Source organism: Streptomyces sp. Ag82_O1-12 (genome assembly GCF_900182715.1).
Taxonomy (GTDB): domain Bacteria; phylum Actinomycetota; class Actinomycetes; order Streptomycetales; family Streptomycetaceae; genus Streptomyces; species Streptomyces massasporeus.
Genome location: NZ_FXUW01000001.1, coordinates 1812570 through 1831505 on the forward strand (window position 1 = coordinate 1812570; position 18936 = coordinate 1831505).

The following is an 18936-nucleotide window of genomic DNA, read 5'->3' on the forward strand; positions in this document are numbered from 1 at the left end:
GGGCGTCGTGTCGTATCGCGGTGACTACTTGCGCATGACCTCGGGCTCGTGGCGGCGCAGGAAGCGGGCCACGAAGAAGCCGCAGATCACGCCGAGGACGAGGAGCGCGCCCATGTCCATCGCCCAGGCCCCGACCGTGTGCTCCCACAGCGGGTCGGTGTCGCCGGCCGTCTCGGGCGGGCTGATCTTGTTGAAGTCCAGCGTTGCGCCGGAGGCGGCGACCGCCCAGCGCGACGGCATCAGGAACGAGAACTGGTTGACGCCGACCGAGCCGTGCAGCGTGAACAGGCAGCCGGTGAAGACGACCTGGATGATGGCGAACATCACCAGCAGCGGCATGGTCTTCTCGGCGGTCTTCACCAGCGAGGAGATGATCAGGCCGAACATCATCGACGTGAAGCCCAGGGCCATGATCGGCACAGACAGCTCGACGAGCGTGGCACTGCCGAAGACCAGGCCCTCCTCGGGGATCTCCCGGCTGGAGAAGCCGATGACGCCGACGAGCAGGCCCTGGAGCACGGTGATCATGCCGAGCACGAACACCTTGGACATCAGGTACGCCGAGCGCGAGAGGCCGGTGGCGCGCTCCCGCTCGTAGATGACTCGTTCCTTGATCAGCTCTCGGACCGAGTTCGCCGCGCCCGCGAAGCAGGCGCCGACCGCGAGGATCAGCAGGACCGTGGTGGCCGTGCCGTTCGGGATGACGCGGCCGGTCTGCGGGTTGGCCGGGTTGGGCAGCAGGCCCTTGTCGGCGTCGATGAGCAGGCTGACCGCGCCGAGCACGGCCGGCAGGATCACCATCAGGGCGAGGAAGCCCTTGTCCGAGGCGATCACCGAGACGTATCGCCGGACAAGCGTGACGAACTGCGACATCCATCCCTGCGGCTTCGGCGGCTTCATCGCCTGCATCTGCGGGACCTGTACGGACTGCGGCGCGACGGCGTCGATGTCCGCGGCGTACATCTGGTAGTGCTGCGAGCCCTTCCAGCGGCCCGCCCAGTCGTAGTCGCGGTAGTTCTCGAAGGCGGAGAAGACATCGGCCCAGGTGTCGTAGCCGAAGAAGTTCAGCGCCTCCTCGGGCGGGCCGAAGTAGGCGACCGAGCCGCCCGGCGCCATCACCAGCAGCTTGTCGCAGATCGCCAGCTCGGCCACCGAGTGGGTGACGACCAGGACCGTACGGCCGTCGTCCGCGAGGCCGCGCAGCAACTGCATGACGTCGCGGTCCATGCCCGGGTCGAGGCCGGAGGTGGGCTCGTCCAGGAAGATCAGCGACGGCTTGGTGAGCAGCTCCAGGGCGACCGAGACGCGCTTGCGCTGGCCGCCGGAGAGGGACGTGACCTTCTTGTCCTTGTGGATGTCGAGCTTGAGCTCGCGCAGCACCTCGTCGATGCGGGCCTCGCGCTCGGCGCCGGTGGTGTCGGCGGGGAAGCGCAGCTTGGCCGCGTACTTGAGGGCCTTCTTGACGGTCAGCTCCTTGTGCAGGATGTCGTCCTGCGGGACCAGACCGATGCGCTGGCGCAGCTCGGCGAACTGCTTGTAGAGGTTCCGGTTGTCGTAGAGCACCTCGCCCTGGTTGGCGGGGCGGTAGCCCGTGAGCGCCTTGAGCAGGGTCGACTTGCCGGAGCCGGACGGGCCGATGACCGCGATCAGCGACTTCTCCGGGACGCCGAAGGAGACGTCCTTGAGGATCTGCTTGCCGCCGTCGACCGTGACGGTCAGGTGGCGGGCGGAGAAGGACACCTCACCGGTGTCGACGAACTCCTCGAGCCGGTCACCGACGATGCGGAACGTCGAGTGGCCGACGCCGACGACGTCGGTCGGGCCGAGCAGCTGCGTGCCGCCCTTGGTGATGGGCTGGCCGTTGACGTACGTGCCGTTGTGCGAGCCGAGGTCGCGGATCTCCATGCGGCCGTCGGGCGTGGCGTGGAATTCGGCGTGGTGCCGGGAGACCTGGAGGTCAGAGACGACCAGTTCGTTCTCCAGGGCACGGCCGATGCGCATCACGCGGCCGAGGGAGAACTGGTGGAACGTGGTCGGGCTGCGGTCGCCGTGGACCGGCGGCGCCCCCGCGACACCGCCGGGACCCTGCTGCTGCGGGATGTGCGCCGCGGCGTGCTGCGGCTGCTGCCAGCCGGCCTGGGGGGCCTGCTGGTGCGGCTGCTGGTGCGGCGGCTGCTGGGCCGGAGCCTGCTGGCCCCAGCCGGGGTTCGCGCCCTGCGCCGCGTACGGCTGCTTCTGGGGCTGGACCTGCGGCGTGGCGACGGAGGCCGCGGCGCCGGACAGGTTCAGGCGCGGGCCGTCGGTCGCGTTGCCCAGGTTGACGGCCGAACCGGGGCCGAGCTCCATCTGATGGATGCGTTGCCCCTGCACGAACGTGCCGTTGGTGCTGCCGTGGTCCTCGATGACCCAACTGCGGCCGTTGAAGCTGACCGTGGCGTGACGCCAGGAGACCCTGGCGTCGTCGAAGACGACGTCCCCCTGCGGATCACGTCCGAGGGTGTAAGCCCTGGACGGATCGAGCGTCCAGGTACGTCCGTTTGATTCCAGTACGAGTTCCGGCACTCCATGCCCCACTGAGTTGTCCCCCGAGTTACCCCCGACATGGGGAGTCTAGGGATGTCGAACATCGGGGGGAACTATTTCAGGAGCGGCCCCCTGACCGAAAGTCGGGCCTTGTGAAGACCGCGTTCGGACGCATCGGCCGATTCCGTTGACGGGGTTGAAACCGGGCCGGAGAGTGGTATTTCGACGCGAGGGGGACATGCGTGTGTTCCCGTCGCGCAGCGGATCGGGGGGTCTGCCATGAGTACTGCCGCAGGGGTCGAGACGGCGAGGGACGGCGCGCGCGTGCCGTGGGGGGACGTGCTGATGTCCGCCGTGGCCGCGGTGAGCTGGGCGTTGATCGGCATGGCGGGGGCGGCGGCGCTGGGCCTGCGGATGCTGGAGGCGGACGCGGCGGGCTCGTTGGGGCCGATGGCCGCGGCGGTGGTGGCTCTCGGGGCGGGCGGTTCGGTCACGCCGTCCGGTGATGTGTCGGCGTTCGGCCTCACGGGCGCGGAGGCGGACACGGCCATCGAGATCACGCCACTGGGGGTGAGCCTGGTCGGGGCGGTGCTGCTGGCGTGGTTCTTCCTGCGGTCCCTGCGGGCGGCGGGAGTTGTGATCTCGCCGGCCGAACTGCTCGCGCGGGCGGGGTCGGTGGTGGTGTTGTTCGTGGCGATGCTCGGCGGGCTGGCCTGGGCGGGACACGACGTCATCACGGTCGACGGGGGCTCGCTGGGGCTCGACGACGTCACCGGCGGGAGCGGGGGCGTCGACATCCCGGGACTCGGGGACATCGGGGGGATGCTGCCGGACCGGCTCGGCGACCTGGTCGACGCGCAGGCCGCGGTCGGCTTCACGGTCGACACGGCACCGACGCTGCTCGGCGGGCTCGGCTGGTCGACCGGCATCCTCGTCATCGCTCTGCTGGCCTCGCGCCGTACGCCGCTGCCGCGGGGCTGGGAGGCCGTGCACCGGGTTGTGCGGCCGGCCGTGTCGGCGCTGGTCACGGTGCTGCTGGTGGCGGTGGCGGCGGGGGGCGCGGCGGCGGCGTACGCGGCGGTCGGCGACGACCATCCCCGGCGCATCGCCGGCGCGGCGCTGCTCGGGGCGCCGAACGGGGTGTGGCTGGGTGTGCCGCTCGGCCTGCTGGTGCCCTGGGACGGGCGTGCGACGGGCGAACTGACCCGTTTCCTGCCGGACCCGCTGGACGACCTGCTCGGCTCCGGGACCGACCGGCCGGTGACGCTGGGCCGGCTGGCCGAGCTGGACGGGCGGGTGTGGCTGCTGGGGGTGGCGACGGCGTCGATGATGCTGCTGGCGGGTGTGCTGGCGGGAGTCCGGACGCCGCTCGGGGCGGCGGTCGGGGAGGGTTCCGGCGCCCTGCGCTTCGCGGGCCGGTGTGCGCTGCGACTGGGGGTGGCGACCGCACTCACCCTGCCCCTGCTGGCCTGGCTGACGGACGTCTCCGTGACCGCGTCCCTGTCGGTGCTCGGCTTCGACGCCTTCGGCGCGGGCATCGACCTGCACGGCCACCTCGGCATGGCCTTGCTCCTGGGCGCGGCGTGGGGCGCGGGGGCCGGGGCACTGGGCGCGCTGCTCGCGTGGGGGTGCGGGGCGGCGGGACTGCGGGCTACGGCGTTGGCGCGGGGGAATGGGTTGTCGGCGGGGACGGGAGGGCCGTCGGCGGGGGCGGGTGGGACGGCGGGTCTGATGGGTGCCGGGGGGTCTGGGTACGGGGGTGGGGGCGGTGGGGCAGGCGGGCTGCCGGAAGCCGGGGCGGCGCAGTACGGGACCGGGACGGCTGAGGCAGAGGGTCGGGCGGCGGGGTACGGGGACGGCGCCGGGCAGGCGGAGGCTTGGGGTGACCTGGGGCCGGGGCGGGCGGGGTATGGCGGGGGCAGCGGGCAGAGGGCTTGGCCGGAGGCCGGTGCGGGACGGGCGGGATATGGCGGGGGCAGCGGGCAGCAGGCTTGGCCGGAGGCCAATGCGGGGCGGGTCGGGGACGATGCCGACGCCCGGCCCGCCGCGACCTGGGGCGGCCCGGGCCCTGTGGGGCACAGCCAGGACAGCGGGTACGCCGGAGCAAGGCCCGGGGACGGCATCGCCCGGTCCGGAGCCGGCACCGGGCCCGAGGGTGACGCCGAGGCCGGGAGGCCCGGGGCCCGGGGCGAGGGACGAGACGGCTGGGCGGCACCGGGCGAGGAGGCCGGGCCCTACGCGCCGGGTACGCCGCACCGGCCGCCCAACCCGGGTACCAACCCGTACCTCCGGGTGCCGGACGAGTTGCGAGAGCCCGAGGACGCACGGCCTTCCTGGGCCGCACCGCCCTCCGATGCTGCGCCCGAGGGGGCCTCCGGACCCCCGCCCGGGCCCGACGCCCACACCGACACCGGCACACCGGCGGACGACGAGCCCCCCGCCCCCGGCGACGTCTACGGCGCCCCTACCGTCGTACGGCCGGTCGGGCCGCCGCCGCGTGGTCCCCGGCAGGCGCCCGGTCCGCGGAACGGGAACGGGCCGCCGCCTCCTCCCCCGCCGCCACCACGGAAGCCGCGCGGGGGGAAATGATCAGCGAGGGACGGGCCGGAGGTACGGGGCGGCGTACCCGTGCGTAAGGTTCGTGTCATCGGCGCGACATGCAGTGTTCGCTGTCCGCCAGACGGACCTCGGGGGCGGTACGCCCCGCCCGCCGGATACGGTGGAACCACCATGAGCGCTTCGCAGACCTCGTCTTCCGACATCCCTGCCGACGTCCCCACCCTCCTTGTGAAGATCTTCGGCAAGGACAGGCCGGGCATCACCGCCGGGCTCTTCGACACCCTCGCCGCCTACTCCGTCGACGTCGTCGACATCGAGCAGGTCGTCACCCGTGGCCGGATGGTGCTGTGCGCGCTCGTGACCGAGCCGCCTCCCGGGCAGGAGGGGGATCTGCGGGCGACGGTCCACAGCTGGGCCGAGTCGATGAAGATGCAGGCGGAGATCATCTCCGGCCTCGGCGACAACCGCCCGCGCGGGCTGGGCCGCTCCCTGGTCACCGTGCTCGGACACCCGCTCACCGCCGAGGCGACGGCCGCGATCGCCGCCCGGATCACGAAGACCGGCGGCAACATCGACCGTATCTTCCGGCTCGCCAAGTACCCCGTGACCGCCGTGGAGTTCGCCGTCTCGGGCGTGGAGACCGAACCGCTGCGCACCGCCCTGATGACGGACGCGGCGCGGCTCGGCATCGACGTGGCGGTCGTCGCCGCCGGTCTGTACCGGCGCGCGCAGCGCCTGGTCGTCATGGACGTCGACTCGACGCTGATCCAGGACGAGGTCATCGAACTGTTCGCCGCGCACGCCGGCTGCGAGGACGAGGTCGCCGAGGTGACGGCGGCCGCGATGCGCGGGGAGCTGGACTTCGAGCAGTCCCTGCACGCCCGCGTGGCGCTGCTTCAGGGGCTGGACGCCTCGGTCGTGGACAAGGTGCGCAGCGAGGTGCGGCTGACGCCGGGCGCCCGCACCCTGATCCGTACGCTGAAGCGGCTCGGCTACCAAGTCGGTGTCGTCTCGGGCGGGTTCACCCAGGTCACGGACGATCTGAAGGAGCGGCTGGGGCTGGACTTCGCCCACGCCAACACCCTGGAGATCGTCGACGGCAGGCTGACCGGCAAGGTCACCGGCGAGATCGTCGACCGTGCGGGCAAGGCCCGGCTGCTGCGCCGGTTCGCCGCGGAGGCGGGTGTGCCGCTGTCACAGACCGTGGCGATCGGTGACGGTGCCAACGATCTGGACATGCTGAACGCGGCCGGTCTCGGCGTCGCCTTCAACGCCAAGCCGGTGGTGCGCGAGGCCGCACACGCCGCGGTGAACTTCCCCTTCCTCGACACGGTCCTGTACCTGCTGGGCGTCACACGCGAAGAGGTCGAGGCGGCGGACACCCTCGACATCGACTGAACCGGGATCGGTCGGGAAGGGCCCGGCGCCGCACCGGCGCCGGGCCCTGTTCACGCGGAGATCGTCACTCGGCCGGGGCCCAGTAGTCCCGCAGCGCGGCGGCACCCGGCTCCAGGCTCTTCCACGTGCTGCCGAACGACAGCACGGCGAAGGCGGCGGCCGGGAAGCCGCGGCGGGTCATCCGCTCGCGGGCCTCGTCCTCGCCCGAGCCCGCCAGTACCTCGGCGAGGCCCTGGATGCCCGGGTTGTGCCCGATCATGAGGATGTTCCGCACGTCGTCGGGGGTCTCGTTGAGCAGGGCGATCAGCTCGCCCGGCGAGGCCTCGTAGATCCGCTCCTCGTAGACGGTTTTCGGCCGCTGCGGGAACTCCTGGACGGCGAGCTTCCAGGTCTCCCGGGTCCGGACCGCGGTGGAGCACAGGGCCAGGTCGAAGGCGATACCGGTGTCGGTCAGCCTGCGCCCGGCCTCCGCCGCTTCCGTTCGGCCCCGGTCGGCGAGCGGACGCTCGTGATCCGTGACCTGTGGCCAGTCGGCTTTCGCATGGCGGAAGAGGACAATCCTGCGGGGTTCTGCGACGCTCATGAGATCCAGCTTCGCATGAAACACGCCACGGGGCGCAGGGAGTTGACCACGGTGTTCGGCCGTGATCAGCGGGTCATCAGCTGCTGCACGTGCTCGAAGAGCCGGGTGATCGCGGGGTCGCCGGTGGCCGCGTGGGCGTCGGACGGGTTGAGGATCAGGGCGAGCAGCGCGGTGAAGGCCAGCACGGGCAGGGCGAGAGCCCACCAGGGCAGTCGGCCGGCGGCACCGGCCCGGCTCGCCGGGTGAGGCCGCGTGTGCGTAGGGGCCGACATGGGTGCCTCCGCTCTTCGAGTGGTCGGTGACCGTCTCGCGGTCACACACTTGAAGCTACGGAATCCTCGGCAGCCAACCCATCCGGTGATCCACCCACTTGACCCTGACCCTCACCCCCTAGGGGACAGGGGGGCCAACCCCACCACGGGCCGCGCGGGCGCGGGTCATGGTGAGGCGATGGTCGCGATGACGGCGATGACGATGAAGATCGCGAAGAAGGCTCCGAAGACGAGCAGCATCTTCTTCTGACCGTGCTGGGGATTCGGATCGAGCACTGGCATGGGGCCAGTCTCCCACCCTCCGTACCGGCCGGGCGCCCCGGGGTGACCACGGCTCCCCGGGTCGGGGCTCAGCGGGCGGCCTCGTCCTCCACCGTGCGGTCCCGCCCGGCCAGGAAGCCGACGACCATCTGCGGGATCAGCAGGGCGCTCATCAGCGCGATCGGCAGGCCCCAACCGCCGCTGTGCTGGTAGAGGACACCGACCAGGAGCGGTCCGGGGATGGAGATGAGGTAGCCGGTGCTCTGCGCGAACGCCGACAGCTGGGCCACGCCCGGGCCGGTCCTGGCCCGCATGCCGACCATGGTCAGGGCGAGCGGGAAGGCGCAGTTGGCGACGCCGAGCAGCACGGCCCAGGCCCAGGCGCCGGCGGCGGGTGCGAGGTACAGCCCGGCGTAGCCGACGAGGCCGCTGATGCCCAGGGCGAGCACGATCGGGCCCTGGTGGGGCAGCCGGGTGGCCAGGCGGGGTATGACGAAGGCCAGGGGCACGCCCATCACCATGGTGACCGCCAGCAGCAGGCCCGCGGTGCCGGCGGGGACACCGGCGTCCCGGAAGATCTGCGCCATCCAGCCCATCGTGATGTAGGCGGCGGTGGCCTGGAGGCCGAAGAAGACGGCCAGGGCCCAGGCGGTGCGGCTGCGGGCCATGCGCAGCCGGGGGGCCTCTACGCGCGCGTGCTCCGCGGGGGCGGAGGCATGCACCCCTGCCGCCTCGTCCCGGTCCCGGGACACGTGCCCCGCGAGGGCGGAGGCCTGCGCCCCCGCCGCCTCGTCCCGGTCCCGGTCGGACGTGTCACCGTCAGACACGTCACCGCCGGTCGCGGCCTCCGCCGTCTTCTCCGCCCCGGGGGGCGTGGCGCGTCCCCGGACGAAGGGCAGCCACGGCAGCACGGCCGCCACGGCGAGCCCCGCCCACAGGGCCAGGCCGGTCTGCCAGCTGCCGCCGAGGGTGTCGGTCAGGGGGACCGTCACAGCGGCCGCGAGGGCCGTGCCGAGGGCGAGGGCCATGGAGTACAGGCCGGTCATGGACCCCACGCGGTCGGGGAACCAGTGCTTGACGATGACCGGCATCAGGACGTTGCTGACCGCGATGCCCATGAGGGCCAGGGCGCTGCCCGCCAGGAAGCCGGCCGTGCCGCCCGCGTACGGCCGTATCAGCAGGCCGGTGGCGATGGCGACCATGCCGGCGCACACCACGGCGCCGGCGCCGAACCGGCGGGCGAGCCGCGGGGCCATGACGCCGAAGACGGCGAAGCACAGCGGCGGCACGGAGGTGAGCAGCCCGGCCACGCTGCCGCTCATGCCCAGCCCGTCGCGGACCTCCTCCAGGAGGGCGCCGAGGCTGGTGATGGCGGGGCGGAGGTTCAGCGCGGACAGCACGATGCCGAGGACGAGCAGTCGCATCGTCCACGCGCGCGTGGACGCGCCGCCGGCTTTCCCCGCGTCGTGCGCGGCCGAGCTGCGTACGGTCGGGGGCGTCATCGTCCGGGTTTCCTCACTAGGCATGAGACCCATCATAGAATCATGGGATGATTGACTGTCCACTCCCCGGCTGCCCCCGGGCGCCCCGGTCGTGCGAAGGTGTGCCATGCCCCTGAGCCATCCCCGCCGCTCGGCCCTGTCCGAGCAGGTCATCGCCGCGCTGCGGGCCCAGATCACCTCGGGCGAGTGGCCGGTCGGCTCCCGGATCCCGACCGAGCCGGAACTGGTCGAGCAGCTGGGCGTCGCCCGCAACACGGTCCGTGAGGCCGTCCGTGCCCTGTCGCACAACGGCCTGCTGGACATCCGCCAGGGTTCCGGCACGTACGTCGTGGCGACGAGCGAGCTGGCGGGCGTGATGCAGCGGCGGTTCGCCGAGGCCGACCCCCGGCACATCGCCGAGCTGCGCTCCACGCTGGAGTCGGCCGCCGCCCGGCTGGCCGCCGAGCGGCGCACGGAGAAGGACCTCAAGCAGCTCGACGCGCTGTTGCGGCGGCGCGAGGAGGCCTGGGAGTCGGGTGACAAGGAGGCGTTCGTGACCGCGGACGCGACGTTCCACCTGGCCGTGGTGTCCGCGTCTCACAACGACGTGATGACGGCCATGTACGCGGACCTGGGCGAGGTGCTGCGGGACTGGCTGCGTGAGGACGTCGGCGAGAAGCTGACGCCGGAGACGTACATGGACCACGGGCGGCTGCTGGAGGCCATCCGCGCGGGCGAGGCGGACACGGCGGCGGCGGAGGCGGCCCGTTACCCGTTCCTGTGCCGCCTGGGCGGCGTCACCTCCCCCACCGGTGACTGACACCGCCCGCCGGGCTCAGCTCAGCTCTCCCGCCGGTGGCTGATCCACACGTCGCCGACCTCTTTCCAGCACCGCCCCGTCAGCCGCACGGTCTGCGTGGGCCCGGCCTCGACCGGTGAGCTGTCGGTGTCGATGTCCCACCAGCGGGCGCACTCGACGTGCAGGCTCACGCGGTCGGGCTCCGGGTAGGGGTTGTGGCAGTACGCGGTCACCTTGGAGCCGGTCACGCGGATCCGGCACGCGGCGCCGAAGGGATCGGCGGACTCCCGCTCGTCGGCGGGCACGCGCGCGTGGGGCACCGCCTCGTACGCCAGGGTCAGCACGAGCGCGACGGCGAGGGACACTGAGGCCGTTCGGCGGGAGAAGCGCACAAGCTGACCTCCTCGGCCGTGCATGGGGAGGGACTCGGGTGGTGAACGCGTACTCCAGAGTGCCCAGTTGTGGGCCTCCCCCGCCCGGTCGGCTGAGCCGAACGGGTGACGCCCCGCTCCCCGCGCGCGGCGGGAAACGGGGCGTCGAGGACGTGCGGGAGATCAGGCTCCGATGGCGTGCAGACCGCCGTCCACGTGGACGATCTCGCCGGTGGTCTTCGGGAACCAGTCGCTCAGCAGGGCGACGATGCCGCGTCCGGCCGGCTCGGGGTCCTTCAGGTCCCACTCCAGCGGGGAGCGACTGTCCCACACCGAGGCCAGCTCGCTGAAGCCCGGGATGGACTTGGCGGCCATGGAACCGATCGGGCCCGCCGAGACCAGGTTGCAGCGGATGTTCTGCTTGCCCAGGTCACGGGCCATGTAGCGGCTGGTGGCCTCCAGCGCGGCCTTGGCCGGGCCCATCCAGTCGTACTGCGGCCAGGCGAACTGCGCGTCGAAGGTGAGGCCGACGACGGAACCGCCGTTCTGCATCAGCGGCAGGCAGGCCATGGTCAGCGACTTCAGGGAGTACGCCGAGACGTGCATGGCGGTGGCGACGGACTCGAACGGCGCGTTGAGGAAGTTGCCGCCGAGGGCGTCCTGCGGGGCGAAGCCGATGGAGTGCACGACACCGTCGAGGCCGCCCAGCTCCTCGCCGACGAGGTCGGCGAGCCGCCCGAGGTGCTCGTCGTTGGTCACGTCCAGCTCGATGACCTTGGTGGGCTTGGGGAGCTTCTTGGCGATGCGCTCGGTCAGCGTGGGCCGCGGGAACGCGGTGAGGATGACCTCGGCGCCCTGCTCCTGGGCCAGCTTCGCGGCGTGGAAGGCGATGGAGGCCTCCGTCAGCACACCGGTGATCAGGATGCGCTTGCCCTCGAGAATTCCGCTCATGGTGATCAGTGACCCATTCCCAGTCCGCCGTCAACGGGAATGACGGCTCCAGTGATGTACGAGGCGTCGTCGGAGGCGAGGAACCGCACCGTGGCGGCGATCTCCTCGGGCTGGGCGTACCGGCCGAGCGGGACCTGCTTCACGATGTTCTCGCGCTGCTCGTCGGTGAGCGCCTTGGTCATGTCCGTGTCGACGAAGCCGGGCGCGACGACGTTGAAAGTGAGGTTGCGCGAGCCCAGCTCACGGGCGAGGGAACGCGCGAAGCCGACCAGGGCGGCCTTGGAGGCGGCGTAGTTCGACTGGCCGGGGCCGCCGTACAGACCGACGACCGAGGAGATGAGCACCACGCGGCCCTTCTTGGCGCGCAGCATGCCGCGGTTGGCGCGCTTGACGACGCGGAAGGTGCCGGTGAGGTTGGTGTCGATGACCGAGGTGAAGTCCTCCTCGGACATGCGCATCAGGAGCTGGTCCTTGGTGATGCCGGCATTGGCGATGAGGACCTCGACGGGGCCGTGGGCTTCTTCGATCTCCTTGTAGGCCTGCTCCACCTGCTCGGCGTCGGTGATGTCGCACTTGACGGCCAGGCAGCCCAATTCCGTCAGGGCGGCCGGCGGCTCACCCGAGCGGTACGTGATGGCGACCTTGTCGCCGGCATCGGCGAAAGCGCGGGCGATGGCGAGGCCGATGCCCCGGTTGCCTCCGGTGACGAGAACCGAGCGGCTCAACGGATCACCCTTTCGATAGCGGTCTGATACCCGCCCGGCCACCTGGACGACAGGCGGTGATGACAGGCGGCTTCTTCGAAAACCTATCGGTCCGGGCACGCCCGCGGACAATCGGGCACCGACAGTGGCGTACGGGACTCACTGTCGGGTCCCTACAGAAACCCGTCGGCCCGGCTCCGGAAACTCATGGCCCGCGCGCGGGATGGACGACATGATCGGAGCAGTCACGACGTACGGCAACCACGGTCACCTCGACAGAAAGAGACGGCGGTGCCTCATACCATCGACGAGGCCTTCACGGCCCTCCCCCTACGCGCCCTCGCCGACGCGGCCCTCGCACGCGCGCGTGCGCTGGGCGCCGAGCACGCGGACTTCCGGTTCGAGCGGGTGCGGGGCGCCTCCTGGCGGTTCCGGGACGCCAAGCCCGCCGGCTCGTCGGACACCACCGACCTCGGGTACGCGGTGCGGGTGGTGCACGGCGGTACGTGGGGCTTCGCGTCCGGCGTCGACCTCACCATGGACGCCGCCGCCCGGGTCGCCGGGCAGGCGGTGGCGATGGCCAAGCTGTCCGCCCAGGTGATCAAGGCGGCCGGCTCGGACGAGCGTGTGGAACTGGCCGACGAGCCGGTGCACGCCGAGAAGACGTGGATCTCCTCGTACGAGACCGACCCCTTCTCCGTGCCCGACGAGGAGAAGGCCGGGCTGATCGCGGACTGGAGTGCCCGGCTGCTGGCGGCCGACGGCGTCGACCACGTCGACTCCTCACTGCTCACGGTCCACGAGAACAAGTTCTACGCCGACACCGCGGGGACGGTGACCACACAGCAGCGGGTGCGGCTGCACCCGGTGTTCAACGCCGTGTCGGTGGACGAGTCGAGCGGCGAGTTCGACTCCATGCGCACCCTCGCACCGCCGGTGGGACGCGGCTGGGAGTACCTGACGGGCACCGGCTGGGACTGGGCGGGCGAGCTGGAGCGCATCCCGGAGCTGCTCGCCGAGAAGATGCGCGCACCGAGCGTGGAACCGGGCCTTTACGACCTGGTCGTCGACCCGTCCAACCTGTGGCTGACCATCCACGAGTCCATCGGGCACGCCACCGAGCTCGACCGGGCGCTCGGCTACGAGGCCGCCTACGCCGGCACCTCCTTCGCCACGTTCGACCAGCTCGGCAAGTTGCGCTACGGCTCGGAGCTGATGAACGTCACCGGCGACCGCACCGCCGAGCACGGCCTGGCCACCATCGGCTACGACGACGAGGGCGTCCAGGGCCAGTCCTGGGACCTGGTCAAGGACGGCACGCTCGTCGGCTACCAGCTGGACCGCCGGATCGCGAAGCTGACCGGCTTCGAGCGGTCCAACGGCTGCGCCTACGCCGACTCCCCCGGGCACGTACCGGTGCAGCGCATGGCCAATGTGTCGCTGCGGCCGGACCCGGCCGGGATGTCCACCGAGGACCTGATCGGGGGTGTGGAGCGCGGCATCTACGTCGTCGGCGACCGGTCCTGGTCGATCGACATGCAGCGCTACAACTTCCAGTTCACCGGTCAGCGCTTCTACCGCATCGAGAACGGGCGGCTCGCCGGGCAGCTGCGCGATGTCGCCTACCAGGCGACGACCACCGACTTCTGGGGCTCGATGTCCGCGGTGGGCGGGCCGCAGACCTATGTGCTCGGCGGCGCCTTCAACTGCGGCAAGGCCCAGCCCGGGCAGGTCGCCGCCGTCTCGCACGGCTGCCCGTCGGCCCTGTTCAAGGGCGTCAACATTCTGAACACGACCCAGGAGGCCGGTCGATGAGCGCGCGTTCCAGCAAGCCGCACGAGGTCGTCGAGCGCGCCCTCGAACTGTCCCGGGCGGACGGCTGTGTCGTCATCGCCGACGAGCAGTCCACCGCGAACCTCCGCTGGGCGGGCAACGCGCTGACCACGAACGGCGTCACCCGCGGGCGCACGCTCACCGTCGTCGCCACGGTCGACGGCAAGGAGGGCACGGCCTCCGGGGTCGTGTCGCGGTCCGCCGTGACCCCCGACGAGCTGGAGCCCCTGGTGCGGGCCGCCGAGGCCGCCGCGCGCGGCGCCGGACCCGCCGAGGACGCGCAGCCGCTGGTCACTGGGGTGACCCAGGCGCCGGCGTTCACGGAGCCGCCCGTCGAGACCTCTTCCGCCGTGTTCGCCGACTTCGCCCCCGCCCTCGGCGAGGCCTTCGCACGCGCGCGTGCGGGCGGCCGCGAGCTGTACGGCTTCGCCAACCACGAGCTGGTGTCCTCGTACGTCGGCACGTCCACGGGGCTGCGGCTGCGGCACGACCAGCCGAACGGGACGCTGGAGCTGAACGCCAAGTCACCGGACCGGACCCGGTCCGCGTGGGCCGGGCGCTCCACGCGGGACTTCAAGGACGTCGACCCGGCGGCCCTGGACGCGGAGCTGGCCGTGCGCCTCGGGTGGGCCGAGCGGCGGGTGGAGCTGCCGGCGGGGCGCTACGAGACGCTGCTGCCGCCGACGGCCGTGGCGGACCTGCTGATCTACCAGATGTGGTCGGCGTCGGGCCGGGACGCTGTCGAGGGCCGCACGGTGTTCTCCAAGCCGGGCGGGGGCACGCGGGTCGGCGAGAAGCTGACCGACCTGCCGCTGACCCTGCGCAGCGACCCGAACGAGCCGGGCCTGGAATCGGCGCCGTTCGTGATCGCGCACTCCTCCGGGGGCGATCAGTCGGTGTTCGACAACGGGCTGCCGCTGGCGGCCACCGAGTGGATGCGCGAGGGCGAGCTGCGGCATCTGACGACCAGCAGGCACAGCGCGGGCCTGACCGGTCTGCCCGTGGCGCCGGGGATCGACAACATCATCCTGGACGGGGGCGAGGACCGGTCCCTGGAGGAGATGGTCGCGAACACGGACCATCGCGGGCCCTGCCTGCTGCTGACCTGCCTGTGGTACATCCGCGAGGTCGACCCGGCGTCGCTGCTGCTCACCGGTCTGACCCGGGACGGCGTCTACCTGGTCGAGAACGGCGAGGTGACGGGCGAGGTGAACAACTTCCGGTTCAACGAGTCGCCGGTCGGGGTGCTGGGCCGGGCCACGGAGGCGGGGCGGACCGAGAAGACGCTGCCGCGGGAATGGAGCGACTGGTTCACCAGGGCCGCGATGCCGGCCCTGCGGGTGCCGGACTTCAATATGAGCTCTGTCAGCCAGGGCGTATAACCTCGTACCTGATTACGAGCCCACGCAAGGAGATACGAGAACCGTGACGGACATCGTCGACGAGCTGAAGTGGCGCGGGCTGTTCGCCCTGTCCACTGACGAGGACGCTTTGCGCAAGGCGCTCGCGGACGGTCCCGTCACGTTCTATTGCGGTTTCGACCCGACGGCGCCGTCGCTGCACGTGGGGCACCTGGTGCAGGTGCTCACCGTGCGCCGGCTCCAGCAGGCCGGTCACCGGCCGCTGGCGCTGGTCGGCGGTGCCACGGGCCTGATCGGCGACCCGCGCCCGACCGCGGAGCGCACGCTGAACGACCCGGAGACGGTCACCGGCTGGGTCGCCAAGCTGCGCGCCCAGATCGAGCCGTTCCTGGACTTCGAGGGCGAGAACGCGGCCGTCATGGTCAACAACCTCGACTGGACGGAGAACCTCTCCGCGATCGAGTTCCTCCGTGACATCGGCAAGCACTTCCGCGTCAACAAGATGCTGACGAAGGACTCCGTGGCCCGGCGCCTGGAGTCCTCCGAGGGCATCAGCTACACGGAGTTCAGCTACCAGCTGTTGCAGGGCATGGACTTCCTCCAGCTGTACCGGCGCTACGGCTGCACGCTCCAGCAGGGCGGCAGCGACCAGTGGGGCAACCTCACGGCGGGCCTGGACCTGATCCACCGCCTGGAGCCGGACGCGACCGCGCATGCGCTGGCGACGCCGCTGATGACCAAGGCGGACGGCACCAAGTTCGGCAAGACCGAGGGCGGCGCCGTCTGGCTCGACCCGGAGATGACGACGCCGTACGCGTTCTACCAGTTCTGGCTGAACGTGGACGACCGGGACATCTCCCGGTACATGCGCATCCTGTCCTTCCGCTCCCGTGCGGAGCTGGAGGAGCTGGAGCGGCAGACCGAGGAGCGTCCGCAGGCCCGGGCCGCGCAGCGCGCGCTGGCCGAGGAGCTGACGACGCTGGTACATGGCGCCGACCAGACGGCCGCCGTGATCGCGGCGTCCAAGGCCCTCTTCGGCCAGGGCGAGCTGGCGGAGCTGGACGAGCGGACGCTGGCCGCGGCCCTGTCGGAGGTGCCGCACATCCAGGTCTCCGAGCCCGGCCCGGTCGTCGACCTGTTCGCCGAGGTCGGCCTGGTGGCCAGCAAGTCGGCCGCGCGCCGCACGGTCAAGGAGGGCGGCGCCTACGTGAACAACGTCAAGGTCGCCGGTGAGGACGCCGTCCCCGCCAAGGAGGACCTGCTGCACGGCCGCTGGCTGGTGCTGCGCCGGGGCAAGAAGAACCTGGCCGCGGTCGAGGTCACGGGCGGCTGAGCGCGCGTGGAGGGGGGCGGTCTCCGGTGCCGGAGGCCGCCCCCTTCGCCGTGCGCCCCGTCAGGCCTTTGCCTTGCCTCTGTCTCCCCTGGCCGCCGTCCAGGCCCGGTCGCCGAGACCGACGAGGATGATCGCCATCACCAGCTGGAAGATGTGCCGCCACCAGTCGATTCCCGACGTGGCCTCGACACCGGCCGCCCGCGCGATGGCGTTGCCGGCGATACCGCCGATCATGCCGAGGATGACGGTCAGCCACAGGGGAATGTGCTGCTTGCCAGGGATGATCGCCTTGGCGAGCAGGCCGAGCACCAGTCCTACGATGATCGCCCACAACCAGCCCATTGCTGCCTCCTCGTACGGCTCGACGCGAGCATTACGGCCAGTGTCGGCCCAGGCGTCGTACGCCGCATGCCGACGCGGGCCGTACGCGGGACGGCGCAGGGCGTACGCCGGGGCGGTGCGCCACCCGGTCTCGTAGCCGACCCGGCCGCGGCGTAACGTGGGAGCTGTCCTGGTCAGGTTTCCCCGACCGGCCGAGGGCGGCTACGGGGCGGGGAGAGTCCGATACGGGCGGATGGTGGAATGCGATGCGGAAGCAGCATGGCGGCGGCAACGTCCAGGTTTTCCGGATCACCGGCGCCCGGGCGGGACTCCAGGAGGACGTACGCGGGCGGCAGCGCCGGTACGTGATCTCGATGACGGTCCGCACGATCTCCGTGATCCTGGCGGCGACGTTGTGGAACGTCGAACGGCACGTCGCCATCGTGGCGTTGGTGCTCGGCTTGGTGCTGCCGTACATCGCGGTGGTGATCGCGAACGCGGGGCGCGAGAACGCGCCGTCTCTGCCGTCGACGTACGTGGTGTCGCAGACGCGTCCGATGATCGCGCCGCCGGGCCCCGGTGGAGAGCGGGCGGAATCCGTCGCGGAAGACGCCGTGTCCGGGCCGGTGCCAGGTGCGGGGAGCGAATCGCACGAGCGGTAGGGGCACCCGCGGGGAGATCACGAGGGCTCGGGAAGGGAAGTCACCTTCCCGCCAAGCTCAAGAAAAGCTCAGATCAATCATGTTGTTCCAGTGCCGGGCCCGGGGTTACCCGTGACATACTTCGTACGCGCTCCGCATCCCCCGTCGGAGCGACGGACCGACGCCGGGCAGCTCCCCCCGTGGCTGCTCGGCGTCGCCTTTTGTGCCGTGATGATGTGCAGTGGTGAGACGAAGCTGTGAGTGACGAGACGCCCATCTGTTCCGCGAAGGGCTGCCGCGCCGAGGCCGTGTGGGTGCTGGCGTGGAACAACCCGAAGATCCACACGCCGGAGCGGCGCAAGACGTGGCTGGCCTGCGAGGAGCATCGCGAGCATCTATCGCAGTTCCTCGGAGTGCGGGGGTTCCTGAAGGACGTGGTCCTGCTGAAGGAGTGGGAGTCGGAGGACTCCCCGCCCCGGAACGCCTGACGGCGGGCCTCAGCCTCCGATGGCCGACATCGGCCGGTCGGGCTGCACGAACGTCGGGTCGTCCAGGCCCGCTCCCGCCTTCTTGCCCCACATGGCCAGGCGCCAGATGCGGGCGATCTCCTCGTCCGGGGCGCCCGAGCGCAGTGCGGCGCGCAGGTCCGTCTCCTCCTGGGCGAACAGGCAGGTGCGGACCTGGCCGTCGGCCGTGAGGCGGGTGCGGTCGCAGGCCGCGCAGAACGGCCGGGTCACGGAGGCGATGACGCCGACGACATGCGGTCCGCCGTCGACGAGCCAGCGCTCCGCCGGTGCCGAGCCGCGCTTCTCCTCGCCCTCGGCGGTCAGTTCGAAGCGGGTGCGCAGGGAGGCCAGGATGTCCCCGGCCGTGATCATGCCGTCGCGCTTCCAGCCGTGCTGGGCGTCCAGGGGCATCTGCTCGATGAAGCGCAGCTCGTAGTCGTGCTCCACGGCCCAGGCGAGGAGGTCGGGGGCCTCGTCGCCGTTGAGCCCCGGCATCAGGACCGAGTTGACCTTGACCGGGGTCAGGCCCGCGTCGCGGGCGGCGTACAGGCCCTCGATGACGTCCTTGTGGCGGTCGCGGCGGGTGAGGGTCTTGAAGACGTCCGGGCGGAGGGTGTCCAGGGAGACGTTGACCCGGTCCAGGCCCGCCTCCTTCAGGGCCGCCGCCGTGCGCTTGAGGCCGATGCCGTTGGTCGTCAACGACATCTGGGGGCGGGGCTCCAGCGCCGCGACCCGCTCGACGATGCCGACCAGGCCCGGGCGCAGCAGCGGCTCGCCGCCGGTGAAACGGACCTCCTCGATCCCGAGGGACGTGACCGCGATGTCGATCAGGCGGACGATCTCGTCGTCCGTGAGCAGATCGGGCTTGGCCAGCCACTGCAGGCCCTCCTCGGGCATGCAGTACGTACAGCGCAGGTTGCACCGGTCGGTCAGTGAGACCCTCAGGTCGGTGGCCACCCGGCCGTAGGTGTCGATGAGCACGTGGGCCCCCTCCCTCGTCGCGGATCATGCGTGCGGCACTGCTTCTCCGACACCTGCG

The 18936-nt window shown here is 71.5% G+C and carries 18 protein-coding genes; 8 read left to right on the top strand and 10 right to left on the bottom strand.

All coding sequences use genetic code 11. The annotated features are described in order from the left end of the window. Positions 1–24: 24 nt before the first annotated feature. Complete coding sequence (locus QOL88_RS08365; RefSeq protein WP_179878802.1) at positions 25–2562, bottom strand: ABC transporter ATP-binding protein/permease; 2538 nt, start codon at positions 2560–2562, stop codon at positions 25–27. Between the two features lie 240 nt (positions 2563–2802). Here QOL88_RS08365 and QOL88_RS08370 point away from each other — a divergent pair, with 240 nt between their 5' ends. Together QOL88_RS08370 and serB are read left to right on the top strand one after the other, a co-directional pair. Further along, positions 2803–5112, top strand: a complete 2310-nt coding sequence (locus QOL88_RS08370; protein WP_097215817.1) for a streptophobe family protein — start codon at positions 2803–2805, stop codon at positions 5110–5112. A 141-nt stretch (positions 5113–5253) separates the two neighbouring features. Further along, positions 5254–6480, top strand: a complete 1227-nt coding sequence (gene serB / locus QOL88_RS08375; protein WP_097215818.1) for a phosphoserine phosphatase SerB — start codon at positions 5254–5256, stop codon at positions 6478–6480. Positions 6481–6544: 64 nt separating this feature from the next. On the opposite strand, the gene QOL88_RS08380 is transcribed toward serB, so the two are convergent. The 4 genes from QOL88_RS08380 to QOL88_RS08395 all read right to left on the bottom strand — a co-directional run bounded on the left by QOL88_RS08380 (position 6545) and on the right by QOL88_RS08395 (position 9134). After that, a complete protein-coding gene (locus tag QOL88_RS08380; RefSeq protein WP_097215819.1) occupies positions 6545–7063 on the bottom strand; it encodes a SixA phosphatase family protein in 519 nt (172 codons plus the stop codon). Between the two features lie 65 nt (positions 7064–7128). Then, the gene (locus QOL88_RS08385) at positions 7129–7335 is read right to left on the bottom strand and encodes a hypothetical protein (protein ID WP_097215820.1); all 207 of its coding nucleotides are present in this window, start codon (positions 7333–7335) and stop codon (positions 7129–7131) included. Positions 7336–7500: 165 nt separating this feature from the next. Beyond that, positions 7501–7617 carry an SGM_5486 family transporter-associated protein gene (locus QOL88_RS08390; protein ID WP_097215821.1) on the bottom strand — a complete coding sequence of 39 codons (117 nt, stop codon included), beginning with the start codon at positions 7615–7617 and terminating at the stop codon, positions 7501–7503. Positions 7618–7685: 68 nt separating this feature from the next. After that, positions 7686–9134 carry a CynX/NimT family MFS transporter gene (locus QOL88_RS08395; protein ID WP_097215822.1) on the bottom strand — a complete coding sequence of 483 codons (1449 nt, stop codon included), beginning with the start codon at positions 9132–9134 and terminating at the stop codon, positions 7686–7688. A 70-nt stretch (positions 9135–9204) separates the two neighbouring features. Here QOL88_RS08395 and QOL88_RS08400 point away from each other — a divergent pair, with 70 nt between their 5' ends. Next, complete coding sequence (locus QOL88_RS08400) at positions 9205–9897, top strand: FadR/GntR family transcriptional regulator (protein WP_097215823.1); 693 nt, start codon at positions 9205–9207, stop codon at positions 9895–9897. A gap of 20 nt (positions 9898–9917) precedes the next feature. On the opposite strand, the gene QOL88_RS08405 is transcribed toward QOL88_RS08400, so the two are convergent. From QOL88_RS08405 to fabG, 3 genes are all read right to left on the bottom strand, one after another. Continuing rightward, complete coding sequence (locus tag QOL88_RS08405; protein WP_097215824.1) at positions 9918–10268, bottom strand: hypothetical protein; 351 nt, start codon at positions 10266–10268, stop codon at positions 9918–9920. 162 nt (positions 10269–10430) lie between these two features. Next, positions 10431–11198 (bottom strand): enoyl-ACP reductase FabI, encoded by a 768-nt coding sequence (gene fabI / locus QOL88_RS08410; RefSeq protein WP_097215825.1) that lies wholly within the window; start codon positions 11196–11198, stop codon positions 10431–10433. 5 nt (positions 11199–11203) lie between these two features. Then, positions 11204–11923 carry a 3-oxoacyl-[acyl-carrier-protein] reductase gene (gene fabG / locus QOL88_RS08415; protein ID WP_097215826.1) on the bottom strand — a complete coding sequence of 240 codons (720 nt, stop codon included), beginning with the start codon at positions 11921–11923 and terminating at the stop codon, positions 11204–11206. Positions 11924–12193: 270 nt separating this feature from the next. Between fabG and QOL88_RS08420 the strand changes: the two genes are divergently transcribed. The 3 genes from QOL88_RS08420 to tyrS are packed head-to-tail and all read left to right on the top strand — an operon-like array spanning position 12194 to position 16429. Beyond that, positions 12194–13717, top strand: coding sequence for a TldD/PmbA family protein (locus QOL88_RS08420; RefSeq protein WP_097215827.1), 1524 nt, complete (start codon positions 12194–12196; stop codon positions 13715–13717). Next, positions 13714–15117 (top strand): metallopeptidase TldD-related protein, encoded by a 1404-nt coding sequence (locus QOL88_RS08425; RefSeq protein ID WP_097215828.1) that lies wholly within the window; start codon positions 13714–13716, stop codon positions 15115–15117. The genes QOL88_RS08420 and QOL88_RS08425 overlap by 4 nt, the downstream gene beginning before the upstream one ends. Before the next feature lie 43 nt (positions 15118–15160). Next, positions 15161–16429, top strand: coding sequence for a tyrosine--tRNA ligase (tyrS, locus tag QOL88_RS08430; protein WP_097215829.1), 1269 nt, complete (start codon positions 15161–15163; stop codon positions 16427–16429). A gap of 60 nt (positions 16430–16489) precedes the next feature. Here the strand turns inward: tyrS and QOL88_RS08435 are convergent, their stop codons facing one another. Next, a complete protein-coding gene (locus tag QOL88_RS08435) occupies positions 16490–16771 on the bottom strand; it encodes a GlsB/YeaQ/YmgE family stress response membrane protein (RefSeq protein WP_097215830.1) in 282 nt (93 codons plus the stop codon). A gap of 245 nt (positions 16772–17016) precedes the next feature. On the opposite strand from QOL88_RS08435, the gene QOL88_RS08440 reads away from it, so the two are divergent. Continuing rightward, positions 17017–17412 (top strand): DUF3099 domain-containing protein, encoded by a 396-nt coding sequence (locus QOL88_RS08440; protein WP_097215831.1) that lies wholly within the window; start codon positions 17017–17019, stop codon positions 17410–17412. Between the two features lie 236 nt (positions 17413–17648). Next, positions 17649–17879, top strand: coding sequence for a hypothetical protein (locus QOL88_RS08445; protein WP_097215832.1), 231 nt, complete (start codon positions 17649–17651; stop codon positions 17877–17879). 9 nt (positions 17880–17888) lie between these two features. Here the strand turns inward: QOL88_RS08445 and moaA are convergent, their stop codons facing one another. After that, positions 17889–18878: a GTP 3',8-cyclase MoaA gene (gene moaA, locus QOL88_RS08450; protein ID WP_097215833.1), complete on the bottom strand. Its 990-nt coding sequence runs from the start codon at positions 18876–18878 to the stop codon at positions 17889–17891. Positions 18879–18936 lie beyond the last annotated feature (58 nt).

Coding starts and splice junctions, on each gene's coding strand:
- QOL88_RS08400 (WP_097215823.1), top strand. CDS start 9,205: ATGCCCCTGAGCCATCCCCGCCGCTCGGCCCTGTCCGAGCAGGTCATC.
- QOL88_RS08380 (WP_097215819.1), bottom strand. CDS start 7,063: ATGAGCGTCGCAGAACCCCGCAGGATTGTCCTCTTCCGCCATGCGAAA.
- QOL88_RS08390 (WP_097215821.1), bottom strand. CDS start 7,617: ATGCCAGTGCTCGATCCGAATCCCCAGCACGGTCAGAAGAAGATGCTG.
- fabI (WP_097215825.1), bottom strand. CDS start 11,198: ATGAGCGGAATTCTCGAGGGCAAGCGCATCCTGATCACCGGTGTGCTG.
- serB (WP_097215818.1), top strand. CDS start 5,254: ATGAGCGCTTCGCAGACCTCGTCTTCCGACATCCCTGCCGACGTCCCC.
- QOL88_RS08395 (WP_097215822.1), bottom strand. CDS start 9,134: ATGATGGGTCTCATGCCTAGTGAGGAAACCCGGACGATGACGCCCCCG.
- QOL88_RS08385 (WP_097215820.1), bottom strand. CDS start 7,335: ATGTCGGCCCCTACGCACACGCGGCCTCACCCGGCGAGCCGGGCCGGT.
- QOL88_RS08440 (WP_097215831.1), top strand. CDS start 17,017: ATGCGGAAGCAGCATGGCGGCGGCAACGTCCAGGTTTTCCGGATCACC.
- QOL88_RS08435 (WP_097215830.1), bottom strand. CDS start 16,771: ATGGGCTGGTTGTGGGCGATCATCGTAGGACTGGTGCTCGGCCTGCTC.
- QOL88_RS08425 (WP_097215828.1), top strand. CDS start 13,714: ATGAGCGCGCGTTCCAGCAAGCCGCACGAGGTCGTCGAGCGCGCCCTC.
- QOL88_RS08370 (WP_097215817.1), top strand. CDS start 2,803: ATGAGTACTGCCGCAGGGGTCGAGACGGCGAGGGACGGCGCGCGCGTG.